This is a genomic window from Geomonas oryzae (assembly GCF_004117875.1).
GTDB classification, from domain to species: Bacteria; Desulfobacterota; Desulfuromonadia; order Geobacterales; family Geobacteraceae; genus Geomonas; species Geomonas oryzae.
Genome location: NZ_RAHW01000001.1, coordinates 725,411 through 742,301 on the forward strand (window position 1 = coordinate 725,411; position 16,891 = coordinate 742,301).

Genomic DNA, 16,891 nt, shown 5'->3' on the forward strand with positions numbered 1-16,891 from the left:
CACCGCAAAGAAGCCATTCACCTGAAGGCTTGCTGAACGTCGAACGTTGAACGCTGAACGGCCTCTGGTCGTTACAGCGATTCGATCATCGCCATGATCTGCTCGTCCGTGTAGCCGTCGAGCTCGATGGACTTGGAGGGGCAGGTGGCCTGGCAGGTGCCGCAGCCGCCGCACACGCCGGGATTCACGTACGCTACCTTCTTCACCAGATTCCCCTGGCGGTCCCTGATCTCCTTCTCCTCGATCGCTCCGTAGGCACAAACCTTCTTGCAGGCGAAACAGCCGACGCAGTACTTCTCGTTCACCTTGGCGACCACCGGGTCGCGCTCCAGCTGGTCCTTCGCGAACAGGGTCATCACCTTCGCCGCGGCCGCGGATGCCTGGGAGACGGTGTCGGGGATGTCCTTCGGCCCCTGGCACGCACCGGCCAAGTAGATCCCGGCGGTGGCGCACTCGACCGGCTTCAGCTTCGCGTGGGCCTCGGAGTAGAAGTTGTACTTGTCGTAGGAGATGCCGAGCTTCTGGGCCAGGAGATCCGCGCCGTCCTGGGCCTGCACCGCGGTGGCTAGCACGACGAGATCCGCCTCGATCTCCACCTGGACGCCGACCTGGATGTCGCTCCCCATCACGACGATCTTGTCTCCCTTTTGATACATGCGGGAGACCATCCCCCTGATGTAGACCGCTTCCTCTTCCTCGACGGCGCGGCGCCAGAACTCGTCGTAACCCTTGCCCGGGGTACGCGCGTCCATGAAGAAGACGTAGGCCTGCCCGTCGTGCACCTTGTGGTGGTAGAGCATGGTGTGCTTGGCGGTGTACATGCAGCAGACCTTGGAACAGTAGGAGATCCCTTTTTCCCTGGCGCGCGAGCCGACGCACTGGATGAAGACCACCTGCTTCGGTTCCTTGCCGTCGGAGGGGCGCAGGATCTTCCCGCCGGTCGGGCCGGAGGCGGAGGCGAGCCTCTCGAAGGTAAGGCCGTCGATGACGTCGGGAATGGTGCCGTAGCCGAACTCGCCGTAACCCTGGATCGGGCTGTCGTCGGGCTTCCTGTCGATGGTGTAGAGCTTGAAACCGGTGGCGACCACGATGGCCCCCACGTCCTCGACGGTGAAGCTGTCCTGCTGCTCGTAATCGACCGCGCCGGGACCGCACACCTTGGCACAGACGCCGCACTTGCCGCTTTGGAACATGGTGCAGTTCTCCCGGTCGATGACCGGCGTGTTGGGTACCGCCTGCGGGAAGGGAACGTAGATGGCGGGGCGCATGCCGTGCCCCTGGTCGAACTCGTTGGGGATCTTCTTCTTCGGGCACTTGGTCATGCAGACGCCGCAGCCGGTGCACTTGGACTGGTCCACGGAGCGCGCCTTGTGCTTCACCGTGACCTGGAAGTTGCCGATGTAGCCGTCGACCTTTTCTATCTCGGCGTAGGTGTAGAGGGTTATGTTCGGGTGGTTCGCCACGTCGACCATCTTGGGCGTCATGATGCACTGGGAACAGTCGAGCGTCGGGAAGGTCTCGGAGAGCTGGGCCATGTGCCCGCCGATGGAGGGATCGCGCTCGACCAGCACCACGCGGTGCCCGGCGTCGGCGATGTCGAGCGCCGCCTGGATCCCGGCGATGCCGCCGCCGATGACGAGCGCCCGCTTGGTGACCGGGACGGTGATCGGGGCGAGGGATTTACCCTTGCGCACCCGCTCCACCATGAGCTTCACGATGTCGGTCGCCTTCTCGGTCGCCTTCTCCCGGTCCTCGTGGACCCAGGAACAGTGCTCGCGGATGTTCGCCATCTCGCACAGGTACGGGTTGAGCCCGGCGGACTCGGTCGCCTTCCGGAAGGTCTTCTCGTGCATGCGCGGGCTGCAGGCCGCGACGAGCACGCCGTCCAGCTTGTGCTCGGCGACCGCCTTCTTCAGAAGGCTCTGTCCCGGGTCCGAGCACATGTACTTGTAATCGCAGGAGAACGCCACACCCGGGATTTCTCCCGCGGCCTTGGCGACCCGCTCCACATCCACGGTGCGGGAGATGTTCTCGCCGCAGTGGCAAACAAAAACGCCGATTCTGGACATAAGCTCCTCAATCCATTGCTGCCGCCGGGGGCTAGAGCAGCTGTTTATCTCTCAACAGCGGTTTCGGGTCGATGATGACGCTCTCGAAACCGAGGCTTTGCGAGGCGACGCCCATGGCGAGGGCCGCAAGCTGGGTGATGTAGAAGATGGGGAGGTCGCGCCGGTCCTCGCTGGTGTTGGCAATGGGCAGGTCGGAGCCGAAGATGCTGCCGAACAGCGTCGAGTCGGGAGCGCCGAAGGCCTCCTTGATCTCCTTCTGGCGGATGTCGAGGTTGCCGTGGCACAGGGGGCAGGCGACCATGATGCAGTCCGCCCCGGCGAGGCGCGCCGATTCCAGTATGGCGTTGGAGAGCTTCAGCACGACGCCCGGACGGGAGAGGGTGAAGTTGGCGCCGCAGCACTCCATCCTGTGCGACCATTTGACCGGCTCGGCGCCGAGCGCGCGCAGGATGTCCTCCATGATGCTCGGGTCCTCGCAGTCGTCGAGTTCCGGTACCTCGGGGGGGCGGGTGAGGAGGCAACCGTAGTAGGCCGCGACCTTGAGCCCCATGAGCGGCTTCTTCACGCTCTCCTCGAGCTTCGCGAGGCCATACTCGCGGGCGAGGATCTCGAGGATGTGCTTCACCGGCTTGTTGAGCGACGCGGGGCCGTCGATGGCGTATTCGACCTGCTTTCTCTTGGTAGCGTCCTCTTTCAGGTGGTGTTGCGTGGTCTTCAGGCGCGAAAAGCAGGCGGCGCAGGCGACCGCCAGGTCACCCTCGACCTGGTCGGCGAGGGAGAGGTTCTTCGCGCAAAGCGAAAGGGACAGGAGCTCGTCCACGTTGTGGGCCGGGGTCGCGCCGCAGCAGAACCAGTCCGGCACTTCTTTGAGCCCGACGTTGAGCGCCTTGAAAAGGGCACGGGTGGAGATGTCGTACTCGCGGCCGGAGGCGTGCAGCGAACAGCCGGGATAGTAGGAATAACTGAGTTTTTTCTTGCCGGGCGTCACAGTGCCTCCCCCTTCTTGCGCATCTCCTCGATTCTCTTGAAGATCCCCTCGATCTCACCGATGTTGCGGTTCTTGGAATGGAACATCTTCAGCTTTCCCTTGGAGATGAGCTTCGGTCCGAGCATGAGGTCCTTCAGGAACTGGCCGCTCTTCATGTTGAAGATGGCGCCCAGGCGCAGTTCATACTGGCGGCCGTAGGTGCGGATGTTCTCGATGAAGAGCCGGTTGGCGAGCTGCACGTAGCTTTCCTTGGAGGGGCCGTCGGCGTCCCAGGAGAGTTTTCTGAGCGCGTCCATGATGGCGGCGAGGTCGACCTTGTTCGGACAGCGGGTGGTGCAGGTCTCGCAGGAGGCGCAGTACCAGATGGAGCGGCCGGCGAGGACGCGCTGCCCCTGGCCTAACTGCAGCAGGCGCACGATCCGGTTGGGCGGGTGCTCCATGAAGGTCGACATGGGACAGCCGGCGGAACACTTGCCGCACTGGAAGCAGCGCCGGACCGAGCTGCCGGAGAGCGCTTCCACCTTTTTAACGAAACCGACGTTCATGGTCTCGTTGGAGAGGTGCATCAACTTGTTTTTCACTGCGGACCTCGTGACTGGTTAATGGCCAGCGACCATCTTGTTAATAAACAGTTCGAAATCATACGCCCATGGAAAGGGAAAAGGCAAGCCCTTAAGGGACGGTTTTTCTGTTTTGCGAGAACAGTGTTTTAAAGTGAGCGATTATTTTGTCATACAGGAAATTGGGGAGGACTATACGCCATTTTAAAACAAAAAAGCAAGCATTTGTTTGCTTCGGAAAGGTTTGAAAAACAATGATATTTATGAAAATGGCTGCAGAAACGACCTTTCTTTGGCTGAATTTCGGTCGCGAATTTGTACAAAAATGCGCCATTTTAAAACAACAAGGGTTGTGCGGGAATTTGACGTGGAAGTCACTGAAGTTCCGTTGAAATTGGTTAGAAGACGCCTATCCGGCGGCCGGCGTGGATGAGGCTGGCTTAAGAGGAGACTTCGGGCGTGTTTACAATTTTTTAAAACAATCAAACAGCGAGATTGGAATTCGCAAATACTTTGACAGAAAATGCCAAATGTAATAAGAGTACCGGGGCGTTATCCGTGCGAGGTGAACCATCGGCGAGTTGAGAAGAGTATACCGCTACATGCGCGATTGCCGGGGGGCTTACCTGTTGGGAGCGCTCCTTCTGGTGGGGACCAACCTGTGCGGCCTCGCAATTCCCTGGCTCATGAAGCTCGCCATCGAGGCGCTGCAGGCCCCGGCGAAAGCGGGATATTCCCCGGCGCAGTTCGGCGGCATGATCGCGGCCGCCGCGGTGGGGCAGGGAGTGATCCGCGTATTCTCCCGCACGACGCTTCTGAACGCGGGGCGGCGCATCGAGTACCGGCTGCGCGAAGACCTCTACGCGAGGCTGCTTACCCTCGACCGTACCTATTTCTCGAACTGGCGCACCGGTGACATCCTCTCCCGCCTCTCCAACGACCTCACCAACGTCAGGATGCTCCTGGGCTTCGGCGTGCTGAGTTCGCTCAACACCGTCATCATCTACACCGCATCACTCATCCTGTTGACCCGCATCTCCCCTTTCCTCACCCTTTGCGCCGTCGGTCCGTTCCCGATCATGGTGCTCATCGTGAAGCGGCTCAGTTCCTCCATGTTCCGCACCTCGAAACTCATGCAGGAAGCGCTCGCGCGGCTCACCACCCGGGTCGAGGAGAACGTCTCCGCCGCCGCCGTGGTGCGTGCCTACAGCCGCGAGGACGGGGAGATCGCGAGCTTCGGGGCCGCGTGCGACAGCTACAGCGAGGCGAGCATGGCCGTCGCCAAGATCAGGGGGCTCATGCTGCCGGTGATGGCGGCGACCGGCGCGCTCGGGACGCTGGTGGTGCTCTTCGTCGGCGGAAACCTGGTAATCAGCGGCGGCTTGACGCTCGGCGGTTTCGTTGCCTTCAACGGCTACCTCGCCATGCTGGTCTGGCCGACCATCATGTTCGGCTGGATCCTGAACCTGATGCAGAGGGGCGCGGCCTCCATGGGGCGCCTGGGAGAGATCCTGAACGCCCGCCCCGAGGTGGTCGAATCGGACGATCCGGTGGACCCCGGGCACATCGGGGGGCATATCGAGTACCGGGGGCTCTCCTTCTCCTACGGCGGCACCGACATGCTGCGCGGCATCGATCTGAAGATCAGGAAGGGGTCCCGCATCGGCATCGTGGGGGTGGTCGGTAGCGGCAAGTCGACCCTGGTGCGGCTCATCCCGCGGCTTTTCCCCGTTGCCGACGGGACGCTCTTCATCGACGGCATCGATGTGAACCGCCTTCCCCTGCAGGGCATCCGCTCCGCGGTCGGCTTCGTGCCGCAGGAGACCTTTCTCTTTTCCCGCACCATCGCCGACAACATAGGCTACGGCAAACCGGGTGCAACCCGCGAGGAGATCGAGCGCGCGGCGCGCATCGCGGGGCTTGCCGGGGACATCGCGCGTTTCCCTCAGGGGCTCGACACCCTGGTGGGGGAGCGGGGCGTAACGCTATCCGGCGGGCAGAAGCAGCGCGTTTCCATCGCCCGGGCGCTGATCAAGGAGCCGAGCATACTGATACTGGACGATCCACTCTCCGCCGTCGATGCCGATACCGAGGAGGAGATCCTCTCCGCCCTGTCCGGTTATTACGGAGAGCGGACCGTGCTCATCGTTTCGCATCGCCTCTCCCCACTGCGCGGCTGCGACGAGATCATCGTGCTGGAGCAGGGGAGCATAGTAGAGCAGGGGAGCCATGCGGAACTTCTGGAGCTCGGCGGCCGCTACGCCGCGATCCACCGGGAAGAGCAGTTGAAGGCGGAGATAGAAAGGCTTTAAAGACAAAGGCTTTCAAGGCAAATTTCTTAACGCAAAGACGCAAAGACGCAAAGAAAAAAAACATAATGCCCACATCCCCTCTCCCTCTGGGAGAGGGACAGGGTGAGGGCGTCGGCAGCGGCAACATCTCACTTTGGGGCAATGCCCTCACCCGCCCTCCGGGCACCCTCTCCCGGCGGGAGAGGGGACTAGCGGAAGCTGATCGCTGAATGGGATGGGGTCGTAAACCTTCAAAGATTCTCTTTGCGCCTTTGCGTCTTTGCGTTAGGTGTTCGGTTTTTAATGGTTTAAAGGGAGAAACATGCACTTCGGCGGCATATACGAGGACGAAGTAGTCGGCAAGATGTACGATCGGCGCCTGATGGGGCGCTTCTTCGCCTACATCCTGCCGTACCGGCGCACGCTGGTGTCGGCGCTCGCCCTCCTTCCTTTCATCGCCGTAACTAAGCTCTCCCAGCCTTGGATCCTCAAGATGGCCATCGACGGCCATATCGTTAAGGGGCAGATGGAAGGACTTCCCGCCCTTGCCGCCGCCTTCCTCGGCATCATCTTCGCCGAATCCCTCCTCATGTTCGCGCAGGTCTACATGCTGACCTGGGTTGGACAGCGGGTCATGTACGACATCCGCGTGCAGCTCTTCACCCACATCCAGCGCCTCTCCGCCCGCTTCTTCGACCAGACCCCGGTGGGGAGCCTCGTCTCGCGCCTCACCAGCGACATAGAGGTGCTGGGGGAGATGTTCGCGGCGGGGATCGTCACCGTGGTCGGGGACATCCTCGTGCTGGCGGGGATCGTCGGCATCATGCTCTGGATGAACGTGAAGCTCTCGCTGGTCACCTTCTCGGTGCTGCCGCTGCTCATCTGGGTCGCCTTCTCCTTCCGCAACTGGATGCGCGTCGCCTTCCGGCAGGTGCGCTCCCGCCAGGCGAACCTCTCCGCCTTCCTCACCGAGAGCCTCGGCGGCATGGCGGTGGTGCAGCTCTTCAACCGCGAGCGGGACGAGGCCAGGGAATTCCAGCGGCTGAACAAGTCCTACGTGGAGGCGAACCTCCCGGTCATCACATGGGACGCCGCCCTCTACGCCGTCGTCGAATCGCTCTCATCGGTGGCGGTTGCGCTGATCATCTGGTACGGCGGCGGGGAGATCATCAGGGGGACGCTCTCCTTCGGTGCGCTCGTCGCCTTCATTCAGTACATAGAGAAGTTCTTCTCACCGATCCGCGACCTCTCGGCGAAGTACTCGGTGATGCAGGGGGCGATGGCGTCGCTCGAGCGCATCTTCACCCTCCTCGACAACAAGGAGTGGGAGCCGGGGGCGGCGCCTGCGCCCAGCAAGGATGAACCCGCTGTACCGGCCTGCGCAGTGACGCCGCAGGATGCGCTGCGGAGCATCTGCTTCAACGACGTCTGGTTTGCCTACAACGGCGAAGACTATGTGCTCAAAGGGGTCTCGCTGCAGATGAAACGCGGCGAGAAGGTGGCGCTCGTCGGGGAAACCGGCGGCGGCAAGACTACGGTAACCCGGCTTTTATCCCGGCTCTACGACGTGCAGCGCGGCTCGATCACCATAGACGGGACCGACCTGCGCGACATGCCGCTGCAGCAGCTGCGCCGCAGGATCGGCGTCGTGCTCCAGGACCCGTACCTCTTTTCCGGGACCATCGCTTACAACATCTCGCTCGGCGACCCGGAAGCGATGAAAAGGGTGGAACAGGCGGCGGCGGTGGTCGGCGCGGACCGTTTCATACGGGAACTTCCGAAGGGGTACGACGAGGAGGTGCGTGAGCGCGGTGTGAACTTCTCCGCAGGGGAGCGCCAGCTCATCTCCTTTGCCAGGGCGGTCGCCTTCGACCCGGAGATCCTGGTACTGGACGAGGCGACGGCGAGCGTCGACACCGCGAGCGAGCGGCTTATCCAGCAGGGACTTGAGGGGCTGATGCAGGGGCGGACCACGCTCGTCGTGGCGCACCGTCTCTCTACGATCCGGGATGCCGACCGCATCGCCGTCATCCACCGCGGAGAGAAGGCGGAGGAAGGCACCCACGCGGAGCTCATGGCCGCGCGCGGGCTCTACTACCGGCTTTACCAGCTGCAGTTCAAGGATTAGGTCCCCCTCGCCCTCCGGGAGAGGGGCGGGGGCGGGGGCGAGGGCGCTGGTAGCTGCACCTTTTATCCCTTTGTGGCAAAGCCCTCACCCGGCCTACGGCCGCCCTCTCCCGGAGGGCGAGGGCTGGGGCTTCCTTCCGATCAATGAGAAAGATTGACCTTTGATAGAAAAATTGCGATATAGGAAAGAATTTTTTCACGGAGCACCCTGATGAAGCATCTGATACTCGGCACCGCCGGACACATTGACCATGGTAAGACCTCGCTGGTAAAGGCGTTGACGGGCGTCGACACGGACCGCCTCAAAGAGGAGAAGGCCCGCGGCATCACCATCGAACTTGGTTTCGCACACCTCGAGCTCGCGAACGACCTCCGCTTCGGCATCGTCGACGTACCGGGACACGAGCGTTTCGTCCGTACCATGGTTGCCGGGGTGGGGGGGATGGACCTCGTTCTTCTCGTCATCGCGGCAGACGAGGGGATCATGCCCCAGACCCGCGAGCACTTGGAGATCTGCCAGCTCCTCGGTGTGAAGCGCGGCATCGTCGTCTTGACCAAGAAGGACATGGTGGACTCGGATTGGCTCGACCTGGTGACCGAGGAGGTGCGCGATTATCTCGCCGACAGCTTCCTGGCCGGAGCCCCGGTCGTGGCGGTTTCCTCCCGTACCGGCGACGGTATCGACGCTTTGAAGGCTGAACTTATCAAAATGGCGAAGGAGATCGAGCAAAAGCGGGTCGACTCGCCCTTCCGCCTCCCGGTCGACCGCGTCTTCACCGTGACCGGCTTCGGCACCGTGGTAACCGGCACCCTCCTTGCCGGTGCCGTGACCGTCGGCGACGAGGTGGAGATCCTCCCCTCCGGCATCGCCTGCCGCGTGCGCGGCGTGCAGTCCTTCGGCTCCAAGGTCGAGAAGGGTGGGGCGGGTGAGCGACTCGCGGTCAACCTGCAGGGGGTGGATCACACCGACGTGCAGCGCGGGGATGTCGTCGTCCCGAAGGGGCTTTACAAGCCGACCTCCGCCGTCGACGTCCGGCTCAACTACCTCGCCTCGGCGCAGAAGGAACTGAAGCATCGCGCTTCGATCCGACTCCATTCGGCCACTTACGAGGTCCCGGCTAAGATCATCCTCTTCGACCGCGACTCGCTGCAGCCCGGCGAGAGCGCCTACGTGCAGTTGCGTCTCGAGCACCCGGTACTCCTGCTCCCGGGCGACCCCTTCGTGCTCCGTACTTATTCTCCGCAGGCGACCCTCGGGGGTGGCACCGTACTAGATCCCGCACCGCCGCGCCGCCGTCGCCGTTCCGCCGAGGCCCTCGAGCTTTTGGCCGCCGCAGAGTCCGGCGTGGATCAGGACAGGATCAAGCTCCTCGTTGACTCCTCGCTCCTCTCCGGCATCTCCATCCAGGAGATGGTGAACCGTTCCGGCATGTCGGGCAAAAGGATCGAGGGAGCCCTCGCACCGCTTCTTTCCAGCGGCGCCGTGCTGCAGGTGGTCAAAGAACCGCGCATCTTCCTGAGCAAGGATGCCTTTGCGACGCTGAAGAAAAAGCTTTCCGACGAGCTGGCGGAATACCTGCAGGAGAACCCGATGCAGGAGGGTATCGGCAAGGAGGAACTGAAGTCGCGCATCCCGAGGCGCAGCGACGCGCGCTTCTTCGGGCCGGTGCTCGCGAGCCTCGAGAAGGACGGCCTTGCCCTTTCGGACCGCGAGCTCGTGAAGCTCCCCGGGCGCAAGGTGGGGGTCACCCAGGACCAGGCCAGCGTGCAGCGGACCTTGGAAGAGGCACTGACCAAGGGGTGGTTCGAGCCGCCGACCCTGAAGGAGCTTTGCGATTTGGTCGGCGCCACCGAGAAGCAGGTGCTTGATCACGCCAACATGATGTTTCGCGAGGGGAGGGTGGCGAAGATCAAGGGAGACATCTTCTACGCCCCCGGTGCGGTTTCCGAGCTGCGCGAAAAACTGGTCGCCCTTCTCAAGGAGAAGAAGGAGATCACCCCTCCCGAATTCCGCGACGTCACGGGGCTTTCCCGGAAGTTCATGATTCCGCTCCTGGAGTATTTCGACTCCGAGAAGCTCACCATCCGCATGGGTGACAAGAGGATCCTCAGGAAGGGTTAGACAGAAGGGAAAAGCATTACCACAGAGGACACCGAGGAGCACAGAGGGCACTGAGGACAGCGGCAAGGTCTTCCCCCCTGTGAACCTCTGTGTCCTCTGTGTTTAAGGCCTTGTTTTTACCAGATGTAATCCTTCGCGATGTCGCGTTTGTCGCGGCCGTAGAGGATATGAAAGGCGCGGAGCTTTTTAAGCGCGACCGGGGAAAGGCTACCGAGCGGCAGGTAGATGATCCTCTTGTTAAGCCGCGCGGCGTGCTGCTTCAGGAAACTCCTCGGGGGCTTCGCCGCCGCATAGACCACGTCCTTCTCCAGCGAATAGTCGAGTCCGGCCATCAGGAGGAGTTCGCCTTTACCCAGGGCACCCCGGTAGTCCGGGTCGTGCCATACGTCGACCATGCGGCGCGGCGGGTAGCTCAGGAGAAACCCACCGTACTCGCAGCGTGAGATCCCGGGACCGACGATGTTGTCGGTGGGCGGGGTGGCGTAGAAGGCCATGTCGGACTCCTGGGCGTGCTCGCCAAGCCAGGTCATGCAGTACGGGTACCTGCTCCCCTCCTTGTCCTCGTCGAACACCACCACAACACATCCCACGCCGCTCTTCAGGCGCTTGTTCTCCTTGACGTAAATCTTCCCCTCGTGCAGGTTCCGGAGCGTCTCCCGCATGTCGACCCCGTCCAGAAGGGACGACGTGAAGGGCTCGCTTTTGCTCCCCTCTTCGCTCAGCTGCCGCGCTCCGATCCGTTTCAGGTTCCGCCCGTACTCCTCGATGCTCAGGTCCTCGGGAGGATAGGAGCAGATGTACGGATCGTCGAATCCCTCCAGCCAGTCCCCCGGGCGCTTCTCCTTTTTCCGGTTCATCATCTTCAGGTGCGAGAACCCCTTCGCCCGCACCCGCTCGCGCGGCCGGAAACGGATGCGCTTGGTGGAGGACCAGAGCTCGTCGGCGGAAAGCCGGATCGTCGGGAGATCACTCGTCTCGCGCTGCCAGGGATAACGGGCGGCGAGCCGGAAAAAGGCATAGGCGAAGTTGTCGTCCAGGCAGCCGCGGGCGGCGGCAAGCATCTGGAACAGGTCGGGAAGAAGCATGCGCGTCATGAGCGCGTAGTTGCGGGCGAAGCGGAAGAAGGCGCGCTTCTGCCAGAAATGCACCTTGTCGCCGGTCTCCTGGCGGTAGTGCCGGGCGGCCTCGAGGAACAGGCGCAGCATGATCATTTGCCGGTCGGGAAACTCTCCTTCCGCTCCGATCCGGTGGGCGCTCCTTTGCACCGATTCCGCCAGGGCCTCTTCCTCGGGAATGCTCTCTTTACCACCCAGGATCAGCTCGAAGGCGTTGAAGCTCTTGCGAAGCGACGGCCCGTTCGCGGCGGGCTCGGGACCAAGCGGCGTCCGGCGCGTCTCGTAGACCGCTGAGAGAAAGGGGTACTCGGCGAGCACCTCGTGCAGGCATTCCGGGTGCAGGTTGAGGATGGTGATCCCTTCGCGCCTGGTTCGGGTGAGCGGCTGGGCAAGCGGCGCGTCGAAGGAGTGCCGGATCCGCTCCAGGTGCGACATGCCGCAGATGAAGAGGACGCGTTCGTGCTGCGCCGAGAGCTGCTTCAGGCGGTAGGCCATGCCGCGCTCGCGGCGGCGGTCCTCTTCGCAAGGGGGGATATCCCGGTAGAGCTTCGCCACCTCGCGGTAGAAGGGCTCGAGGCCTATGCGCTGCACCGAGTAGGAATCCGGGAGGTGTTCCGGGTGCGACGGGTAGGAATCGACATCGATGTCGACGAGGTGCAGCGGGACCTTACGCTCCAGGGCGAGCCGCGCCCCCTCGATAAGCGGGTCGGCGGGTTCGATGAGCAGGAATACGGACTGGGCGGCGACATGGTAGGCGAGGACCGATACCTCGGGGAGGCGCCGGATGCCGCGCAGGAACTGCTCTTCCAGCGTCTGCGGGAGCTCCAGGGCGACGCAGTCGGGCTTCACGCGGTCGAACGCCTCGCGCACCAGGTGGGCGAACTCCATCCTGTAGTGCAGGACGGGGAGGGCGTGGACGTTGCCGAATTGTTCCAGGTAGAGTCGGTCGGGCATAGTAGTTTGTTTTGTTGTAATGTCCGTCGTCCACCCCCTCGCCCTCCGGGAGAGGGGTAGGGGTGAGGGAGATGCTTAAGACGTTGCTGACGGAATCTCTTTACCTTTGTGGCGCCGCCCTCACCCGGCCTGCGGCCACCCTCTCCCGGGGGGAGAGGGTAATGTCCCGAAGTCTATTTCAAGTACCGCAGCGCCTCTTCGCCGAGTATGCGCTCGACGGCGAGGGGCAGGAGCTCGTGCGGGTCCTTGTTGGTCGCCGACATCATCTTCAGGGCGTAGCGGGCTATGTTGATGCCGTCGCGCACCGAGTACGGCTCGTCGGCGGCGTGGCCGCGCTGCAGGAACTGCACGACGTAGTTGAGGATCGAGCTTCCGGCGAAGGGGAGGTTCTCCTTCAGGATCGCCAGCTCCTCGTCCGCCTCGGGGAAGTCGATGAAGAGCTGGGGCTGCAGGCGGGAGTGGATGTACTCGGGGACCTCGAAGGTGGAGGAATCCTCGTTCATGGTGACGACGATACGGAAGTCGGGATGGGCCTTGATCCTGAGCCCGGTGATGATCGACTCGACGTAGCGGCGGTCGTCCAGAAGCGGCGCGAGTGAGGCCCATGCCTTCTCGCTCATCCGGTTTCCCTCGTCGAGAATGAGGACGCCGCCGGAGATCATGGCGGAGACGAGCGAGGATGCGGCGTACTGTATCGCCCCCTCGGGACCGATCACCGGCGTCACGATCAGGTCCTCGGGACGGGTGTCCATGGTGGCCTGGAACAGGTAGACCTGGCGCCCGAGCCTCTTCGCGGCGGCGTAGGCGAGCGTCGTCTTGCCCACGCCCGGCTTGCCGATCAGTCGTGGGTTGAAGGGGATGTCGCGCTCGTCTATCACCATCCAGGCCGCCAGAAGCTGCCGGAGCAGTTCCTCGTCCCCCACCCAGCGCAACGGGAGCTCGATGGGGTTGGCGAGGGTCAGGTTTATGCCGTCAATCGTGATCCGGTCCATAAAAACTCCAAATAACTAAACCATTTGCCACGGAGAACTTCGGAGAAAATCTGAGAGGACCAAAACCAAAGCTTTACGTTTTAGGTTTTCTCAGATGTCCTCAGATTTTCTCCGTGGCAACCTGTTTCAGGTTTAGGTGTTCATCTCGTGTCCGTACATCATCACCAGCCGGGCGCGGTTCTCCCGGCAGGTGCGGCAGAGTTCGCCCGCGTCCTTCCAGAACTCCTCGGCCAGCCACTCGCCCGCCTCGCCGTACAGGGACTCGGGCTCGTTCTCGTCGAATTTTATCTTACAGATGCTGCAGGTCTTCATGCCTTCGCCGTTCTCACCAGGTCCGCCAGGCAGTCCAGGAATATCGGGTCGGAGTTCAGCGACTCGATCCGCTCGAAGCGCTCGATGCCGTACCCCTTCGCCTCCTCGCCGTACTGTATGTCGATTTCGTAAAGCGTCTCGATGTGATCCGAGACAAAGGAGAGGGGCACCATCAAAAGGTTGCGCCTCCCTTCCTTCGCGAGCTTCTCGATGGTCGCCTCCGTAGAGGGCTCGAGCCACTTGACCCGGCTCGCCTTCGACTGGAAGCACAAGAGATGTTCCGCCTCGCCGACCTGCTCCATCACCAGGCGCCTTGTTTCCTGGATGTGGTCGAGGTACGGGTCCCCCTCGTCGATGAAGGATTGCGGCAGCGAGTGGGCGGAGAAGACGATCTGCACGTCCTTTCGGTCCGGGAAAGCCTGCAGCCCGCGCATGACCTTGCCCGCGAGTGCCTTGATGTAGAGGGGGTGGTCGTAGAAACGGTCGATGAAGGTCAACTCGAAGTCTGCCTTCGCCTCCTTGAGGACGCGCTGCAGTTCGTTAACGCTGGAGCCGGTGGTCGCCTTGGAGTAGTGCGGGTAGAGCGACAGCACCACGATGCGCCGGATACCCTCGCGCTTGATGGCGGCTAAGGCGTCGATGGTCGAGGGGCGGGAGTAGCGCATCGCCACGAAGCAGCGGTACTGGTCACCCAAAAGCGCCTGCAGTCCCTCCCTCTGGGCCTCGGTCAGTTCCCGTATCGGGGACTTGCCGCCTATCTGGCGGTAGTACTCCGCGACGTGCGGGGCGCGCTTGTTTACGATGCGCCGGGCGATGAAGGGCTGCAGGAAGGCCGGCCCGATCTTGATGATGTCGCGGTCCGTGAACAGGTTCATGAGGAAAGGGTGCACGGCGTCGAGCGAGTCGGGGCCACCCATTTGCAGCAAAAGGACTGCGGTTTTTTCTGACATGACGACCTCTTCTGGGGAGTTGGCAGCCCGAGAAATGTAGCAGAAAACGTGAGGAAGGAGAACTGGTTTAATTCATTGGAAGGGGAAGCTGCGATGCGGAGGGGTTTCTTTAGTGGCAGGCGTCTGAGAGCCTCCCCCCGGAGGGGGGAGGTTGGAGGGGGGAAGGCGGACTACTGTCGCTACGCTCCCCCTCCGGGCCTTCGCCCATCGCAGGGCTACGGCCCGCAGGCAGGGGAGGGGATCGAAGGTGCGGCGGCTTACCGGATGCCGGCTTTGCTGAGGTGTGGGCCGTAGCGCTTGTCGGTCCCCTTGATGTGGTTCACGAGCCAGTTCTGCAGGAACTCGATGACGTCGTGGGTAAGAACGGTCTCGCCCGACTTGAACTTCTCCTGAAGCTCGAGCACCTGGCGCACCAGGTCCCTATGTTGCTGAACGTGTGCCGTCTCCTCGGGGTAGCCCGCCTTGCGGAAGGCCTCCTCCTCGGCGGCGAAATGGCTGCCGGTGTACTCGATGAGACGCTGCAGCACGGATCCGATCGCGTCCTTGCTCCGCTTGTGCTGCATCGCCTGGGCAAGTTCGTTCACCATGGCGAAGAGCTTCTTGTGCTGATCGTCGAAGGTATTGATGGTGGTGGCGTAGCTCGGGTCCCAGACCATGGCGTCGGAGAGCTGGAAGTGGGACACCAGTTCGTGCAATTCGTCAACCTGCTGCACCAGTTTACCGGTGGCCGCCCGCGTGTTCCGGGCGCTCTCCACGTTGCTGTTCACCACGCTGGTGATCATCTGGATGTTGCTGGTGATCTCGTGGGTGGTGGCGGTCTGCTCCTCGGCGGCGGTCGCGATCTGGGAGAGCTGCATGGTGAGGTCGTTGATCATGGCGAGGATTCCGGAGAGGGCCTCCCCGGAGCGGCAGGTTTCCGCGGTTCCCTGGTTCACCTGTTCCACCCCTTCGCTCATGGCGCCGACGGCCTCGCGGGTCTCGCTCTGGATCGACTTGATCATGGCGTCGATCTCTTTCGTGGCCCTCGTGGTCCGTTCCGCGAGCGCCCTGACCTCGTCGGCAACTACGGCGAAGCCGCGGCCGGTCTCGCCGGCGCGCGCGGCCTCGATGGCGGCGTTCAGGGCGAGGAGGTTGGTTTGGTCGGCGATGTCCTCGATGGTGCCGGCGATGGCGCCGATCTGGTCGGAGCGCTCGCCGAGGCCCGCAACCGAGGTCGAGGTGGCGGTGACGCGCTGGGCGATGTTCTCCATGAGCTGCGCGCTGTTTCTGACGATGGCGGCACCGGCGTTGGTCTCGTCGGTGGCCCGGTGGGCGTTTTCGGCGGCCATGAGGCAGTTGCGGGCGATGTCTCCCGAGGTGGCCGACATCTCCTCGCTGGCCGTGGCGATCGTCGAGGCCTGCATGGCGACGTCTTCCGCCGCGGACGCCATGGCGTCGTTGGTGGCGCTCACCAGCGCAACGGAGTCGCGCACCAGGTCGGTCACCGTGAAGAACTGGTGCATGGTCTTGTTCCAGTCCCCCATCATGTTGTTGAAGGAGGCGCCGATGCGACCGATTTCGCCGCTGGCGATGTGTTCCACCCGGCAGGAGAGGTCGCCAGCCGCGGCAGCCTCGATCGCTTCCGCAACATCACGCAGGGCGCGGGTTTCGCTGCGGGCAACCTGCCAGCACAGGAGCGCTGAGAGTAGGAATATGATGACGCCGGCAACTACCATCCCGGCGATGTTGCCGCAACTGCCGATGAAGATGGTTGAGGCGAGCGTCGCACAAATGGCAACCAAGTTGATCGTGATGAGGCGGGCGCTGAAAGACATGGACGATCTCCTTTGCAAACACGACTTTTGGGAGTTTCAAGGAGTGTATCGTCTGACCGGGCAGAAACTTTAACTATTCATGAGTTTTATATACGGGAATGCGGAGGGTGCCCGGCAGGATGTGGTGGGGGATCGCGTGGCGCGCCCCTTGTTCCGCCTATCGCCAGGAGGTGCGCGTGTCGTCAGTGCCCGGGGAGCGGTCGATTGCACCGGCGACGAACCTGTGGGCGGCGCCGTCCTGCTTCTGACGCGCCTTTTCCGACTGCTCGGCCTGCATCACGAAGCCGCAGGACAGGATGATCACCGCCATGATAAGTTTCGCGGGAAAAGCTTTCATAATCGGCCTCCTTTGGATTTGGGGATATCGGGTGTTGCTCCTCTGGACTGCCTCGACGGGAAAAATATTGGCACAGTCTAATGTAATGGAAAATTAAGTCAAGGTTAATCTTTGTTCCGGCCTGCTCTTCGGGGGGAAGACCTATAGTCGGACACGCGTCAAAAGCCCGTCTGCGGAGAAATTGTTGCGAGTGCGGTGGACAGCAAGAGATCCTCATTTATAATGAGCACTTGTTTTTTTCACATGAGAGATCGGACGGA

12 protein-coding genes are annotated in these 16,891 nt (G+C 62.4%); 3 read left to right on the forward strand and 9 right to left on the reverse strand.

Going from position 1 to position 16,891, the window contains the following annotated elements:
- Window positions 1-71: 71 nt before the first annotated feature.
- From D6Z24_RS03240 to D6Z24_RS03250, 3 genes are read right to left on the reverse strand one after another with little or no spacing between them, the layout of a single operon-like run.
- A complete protein-coding gene (locus tag D6Z24_RS03240; protein ID WP_129125095.1) occupies window positions 72-2,069 on the reverse strand; it encodes a CoB--CoM heterodisulfide reductase iron-sulfur subunit A family protein in 1,998 nt (665 codons plus the stop codon).
- Between the two features lie 31 nt (window positions 2,070-2,100).
- Window positions 2,101-3,057: a CoB--CoM heterodisulfide reductase iron-sulfur subunit B family protein gene (locus D6Z24_RS03245; RefSeq protein ID WP_129125096.1), complete on the reverse strand. Its 957-nt coding sequence runs from the start codon at window positions 3,055-3,057 to the stop codon at window positions 2,101-2,103.
- The gene (locus tag D6Z24_RS03250) at window positions 3,054-3,638 is read right to left on the reverse strand and encodes a 4Fe-4S dicluster domain-containing protein (protein WP_129125097.1); all 585 of its coding nucleotides are present in this window, start codon (window positions 3,636-3,638) and stop codon (window positions 3,054-3,056) included. The genes D6Z24_RS03245 and D6Z24_RS03250 overlap by 4 nt, the downstream gene beginning before the upstream one ends.
- 581 nt (window positions 3,639-4,219) lie before the next feature.
- On the opposite strand from D6Z24_RS03250, the gene D6Z24_RS03255 reads away from it, so the two are divergent.
- The 3 genes from D6Z24_RS03255 to selB all read left to right on the forward strand — a co-directional run bounded on the left by D6Z24_RS03255 (window position 4,220) and on the right by selB (window position 10,157).
- Window positions 4,220-5,929, forward strand: a complete 1,710-nt coding sequence (locus D6Z24_RS03255) for an ABC transporter ATP-binding protein (RefSeq protein WP_129125098.1) — start codon at window positions 4,220-4,222, stop codon at window positions 5,927-5,929.
- A 301-nt stretch (window positions 5,930-6,230) separates the two neighbouring features.
- On the forward strand, window positions 6,231-8,036 hold the full coding sequence (locus tag D6Z24_RS03260) for an ABC transporter ATP-binding protein (protein WP_129125099.1): 1,806 nt from the start codon (window positions 6,231-6,233) through the stop codon (window positions 8,034-8,036).
- Window positions 8,037-8,246: 210 nt separating this feature from the next.
- Entirely contained in the window at window positions 8,247-10,157 is a 1,911-nt protein-coding gene (gene selB / locus D6Z24_RS03265) for a selenocysteine-specific translation elongation factor (RefSeq protein WP_129125100.1), read from the forward strand.
- Between the two features lie 116 nt (window positions 10,158-10,273).
- On the opposite strand, the gene D6Z24_RS03270 is transcribed toward selB, so the two are convergent.
- From D6Z24_RS03270 to D6Z24_RS03295, 6 genes are all read right to left on the reverse strand, one after another.
- On the reverse strand, window positions 10,274-12,226 hold the full coding sequence (locus tag D6Z24_RS03270; RefSeq protein ID WP_129125101.1) for a TraB/GumN family protein: 1,953 nt from the start codon (window positions 12,224-12,226) through the stop codon (window positions 10,274-10,276).
- Window positions 12,227-12,399: 173 nt separating this feature from the next.
- Window positions 12,400-13,218, reverse strand: a complete 819-nt coding sequence (locus D6Z24_RS03275; protein WP_129125102.1) for an AAA family ATPase — start codon at window positions 13,216-13,218, stop codon at window positions 12,400-12,402.
- Window positions 13,219-13,350: 132 nt separating this feature from the next.
- Window positions 13,351-13,530, reverse strand: a complete 180-nt coding sequence (locus D6Z24_RS03280; RefSeq protein WP_129125103.1) for a hypothetical protein — start codon at window positions 13,528-13,530, stop codon at window positions 13,351-13,353.
- On the reverse strand, window positions 13,527-14,480 hold the full coding sequence (hemH, locus tag D6Z24_RS03285) for a ferrochelatase (RefSeq protein ID WP_129125104.1): 954 nt from the start codon (window positions 14,478-14,480) through the stop codon (window positions 13,527-13,529). Before hemH ends, D6Z24_RS03280 begins: the two co-directional genes overlap by 4 nt.
- Window positions 14,481-14,737: 257 nt before the next feature.
- Window positions 14,738-16,294 (reverse strand): bacteriohemerythrin, encoded by a 1,557-nt coding sequence (locus tag D6Z24_RS03290; RefSeq protein ID WP_129125105.1) that lies wholly within the window; start codon window positions 16,292-16,294, stop codon window positions 14,738-14,740.
- Window positions 16,295-16,451: 157 nt separating this feature from the next.
- Window positions 16,452-16,631, reverse strand: coding sequence for a hypothetical protein (locus D6Z24_RS03295; protein ID WP_129125106.1), 180 nt, complete (start codon window positions 16,629-16,631; stop codon window positions 16,452-16,454).
- Window positions 16,632-16,891 lie beyond the last annotated feature (260 nt).

What these genes read in the sequence shown, in the direction of transcription:
- D6Z24_RS03240 (WP_129125095.1), bottom strand. Translation starts at nt 2,069, where the DNA reads ATGTCCAGAATCGGCGTTTTTGTTTGCCACTGCGGCGAGAACATCTCC.
- D6Z24_RS03255 (WP_129125098.1), top strand. Translation starts at nt 4,220, where the DNA reads ATGCGCGATTGCCGGGGGGCTTACCTGTTGGGAGCGCTCCTTCTGGTG.
- D6Z24_RS03260 (WP_129125099.1), top strand. Translation starts at nt 6,231, where the DNA reads ATGCACTTCGGCGGCATATACGAGGACGAAGTAGTCGGCAAGATGTAC.
- selB (WP_129125100.1), top strand. Translation starts at nt 8,247, where the DNA reads ATGAAGCATCTGATACTCGGCACCGCCGGACACATTGACCATGGTAAG.
- D6Z24_RS03270 (WP_129125101.1), bottom strand. Translation starts at nt 12,226, where the DNA reads ATGCCCGACCGACTCTACCTGGAACAATTCGGCAACGTCCACGCCCTC.
- D6Z24_RS03275 (WP_129125102.1), bottom strand. Translation starts at nt 13,218, where the DNA reads ATGGACCGGATCACGATTGACGGCATAAACCTGACCCTCGCCAACCCC.
- D6Z24_RS03280 (WP_129125103.1), bottom strand. Translation starts at nt 13,530, where the DNA reads ATGAAGACCTGCAGCATCTGTAAGATAAAATTCGACGAGAACGAGCCC.
- hemH (WP_129125104.1), bottom strand. Translation starts at nt 14,480, where the DNA reads ATGTCAGAAAAAACCGCAGTCCTTTTGCTGCAAATGGGTGGCCCCGAC.
- D6Z24_RS03290 (WP_129125105.1), bottom strand. Translation starts at nt 16,294, where the DNA reads ATGTCTTTCAGCGCCCGCCTCATCACGATCAACTTGGTTGCCATTTGT.
- D6Z24_RS03295 (WP_129125106.1), bottom strand. Translation starts at nt 16,631, where the DNA reads ATGAAAGCTTTTCCCGCGAAACTTATCATGGCGGTGATCATCCTGTCC.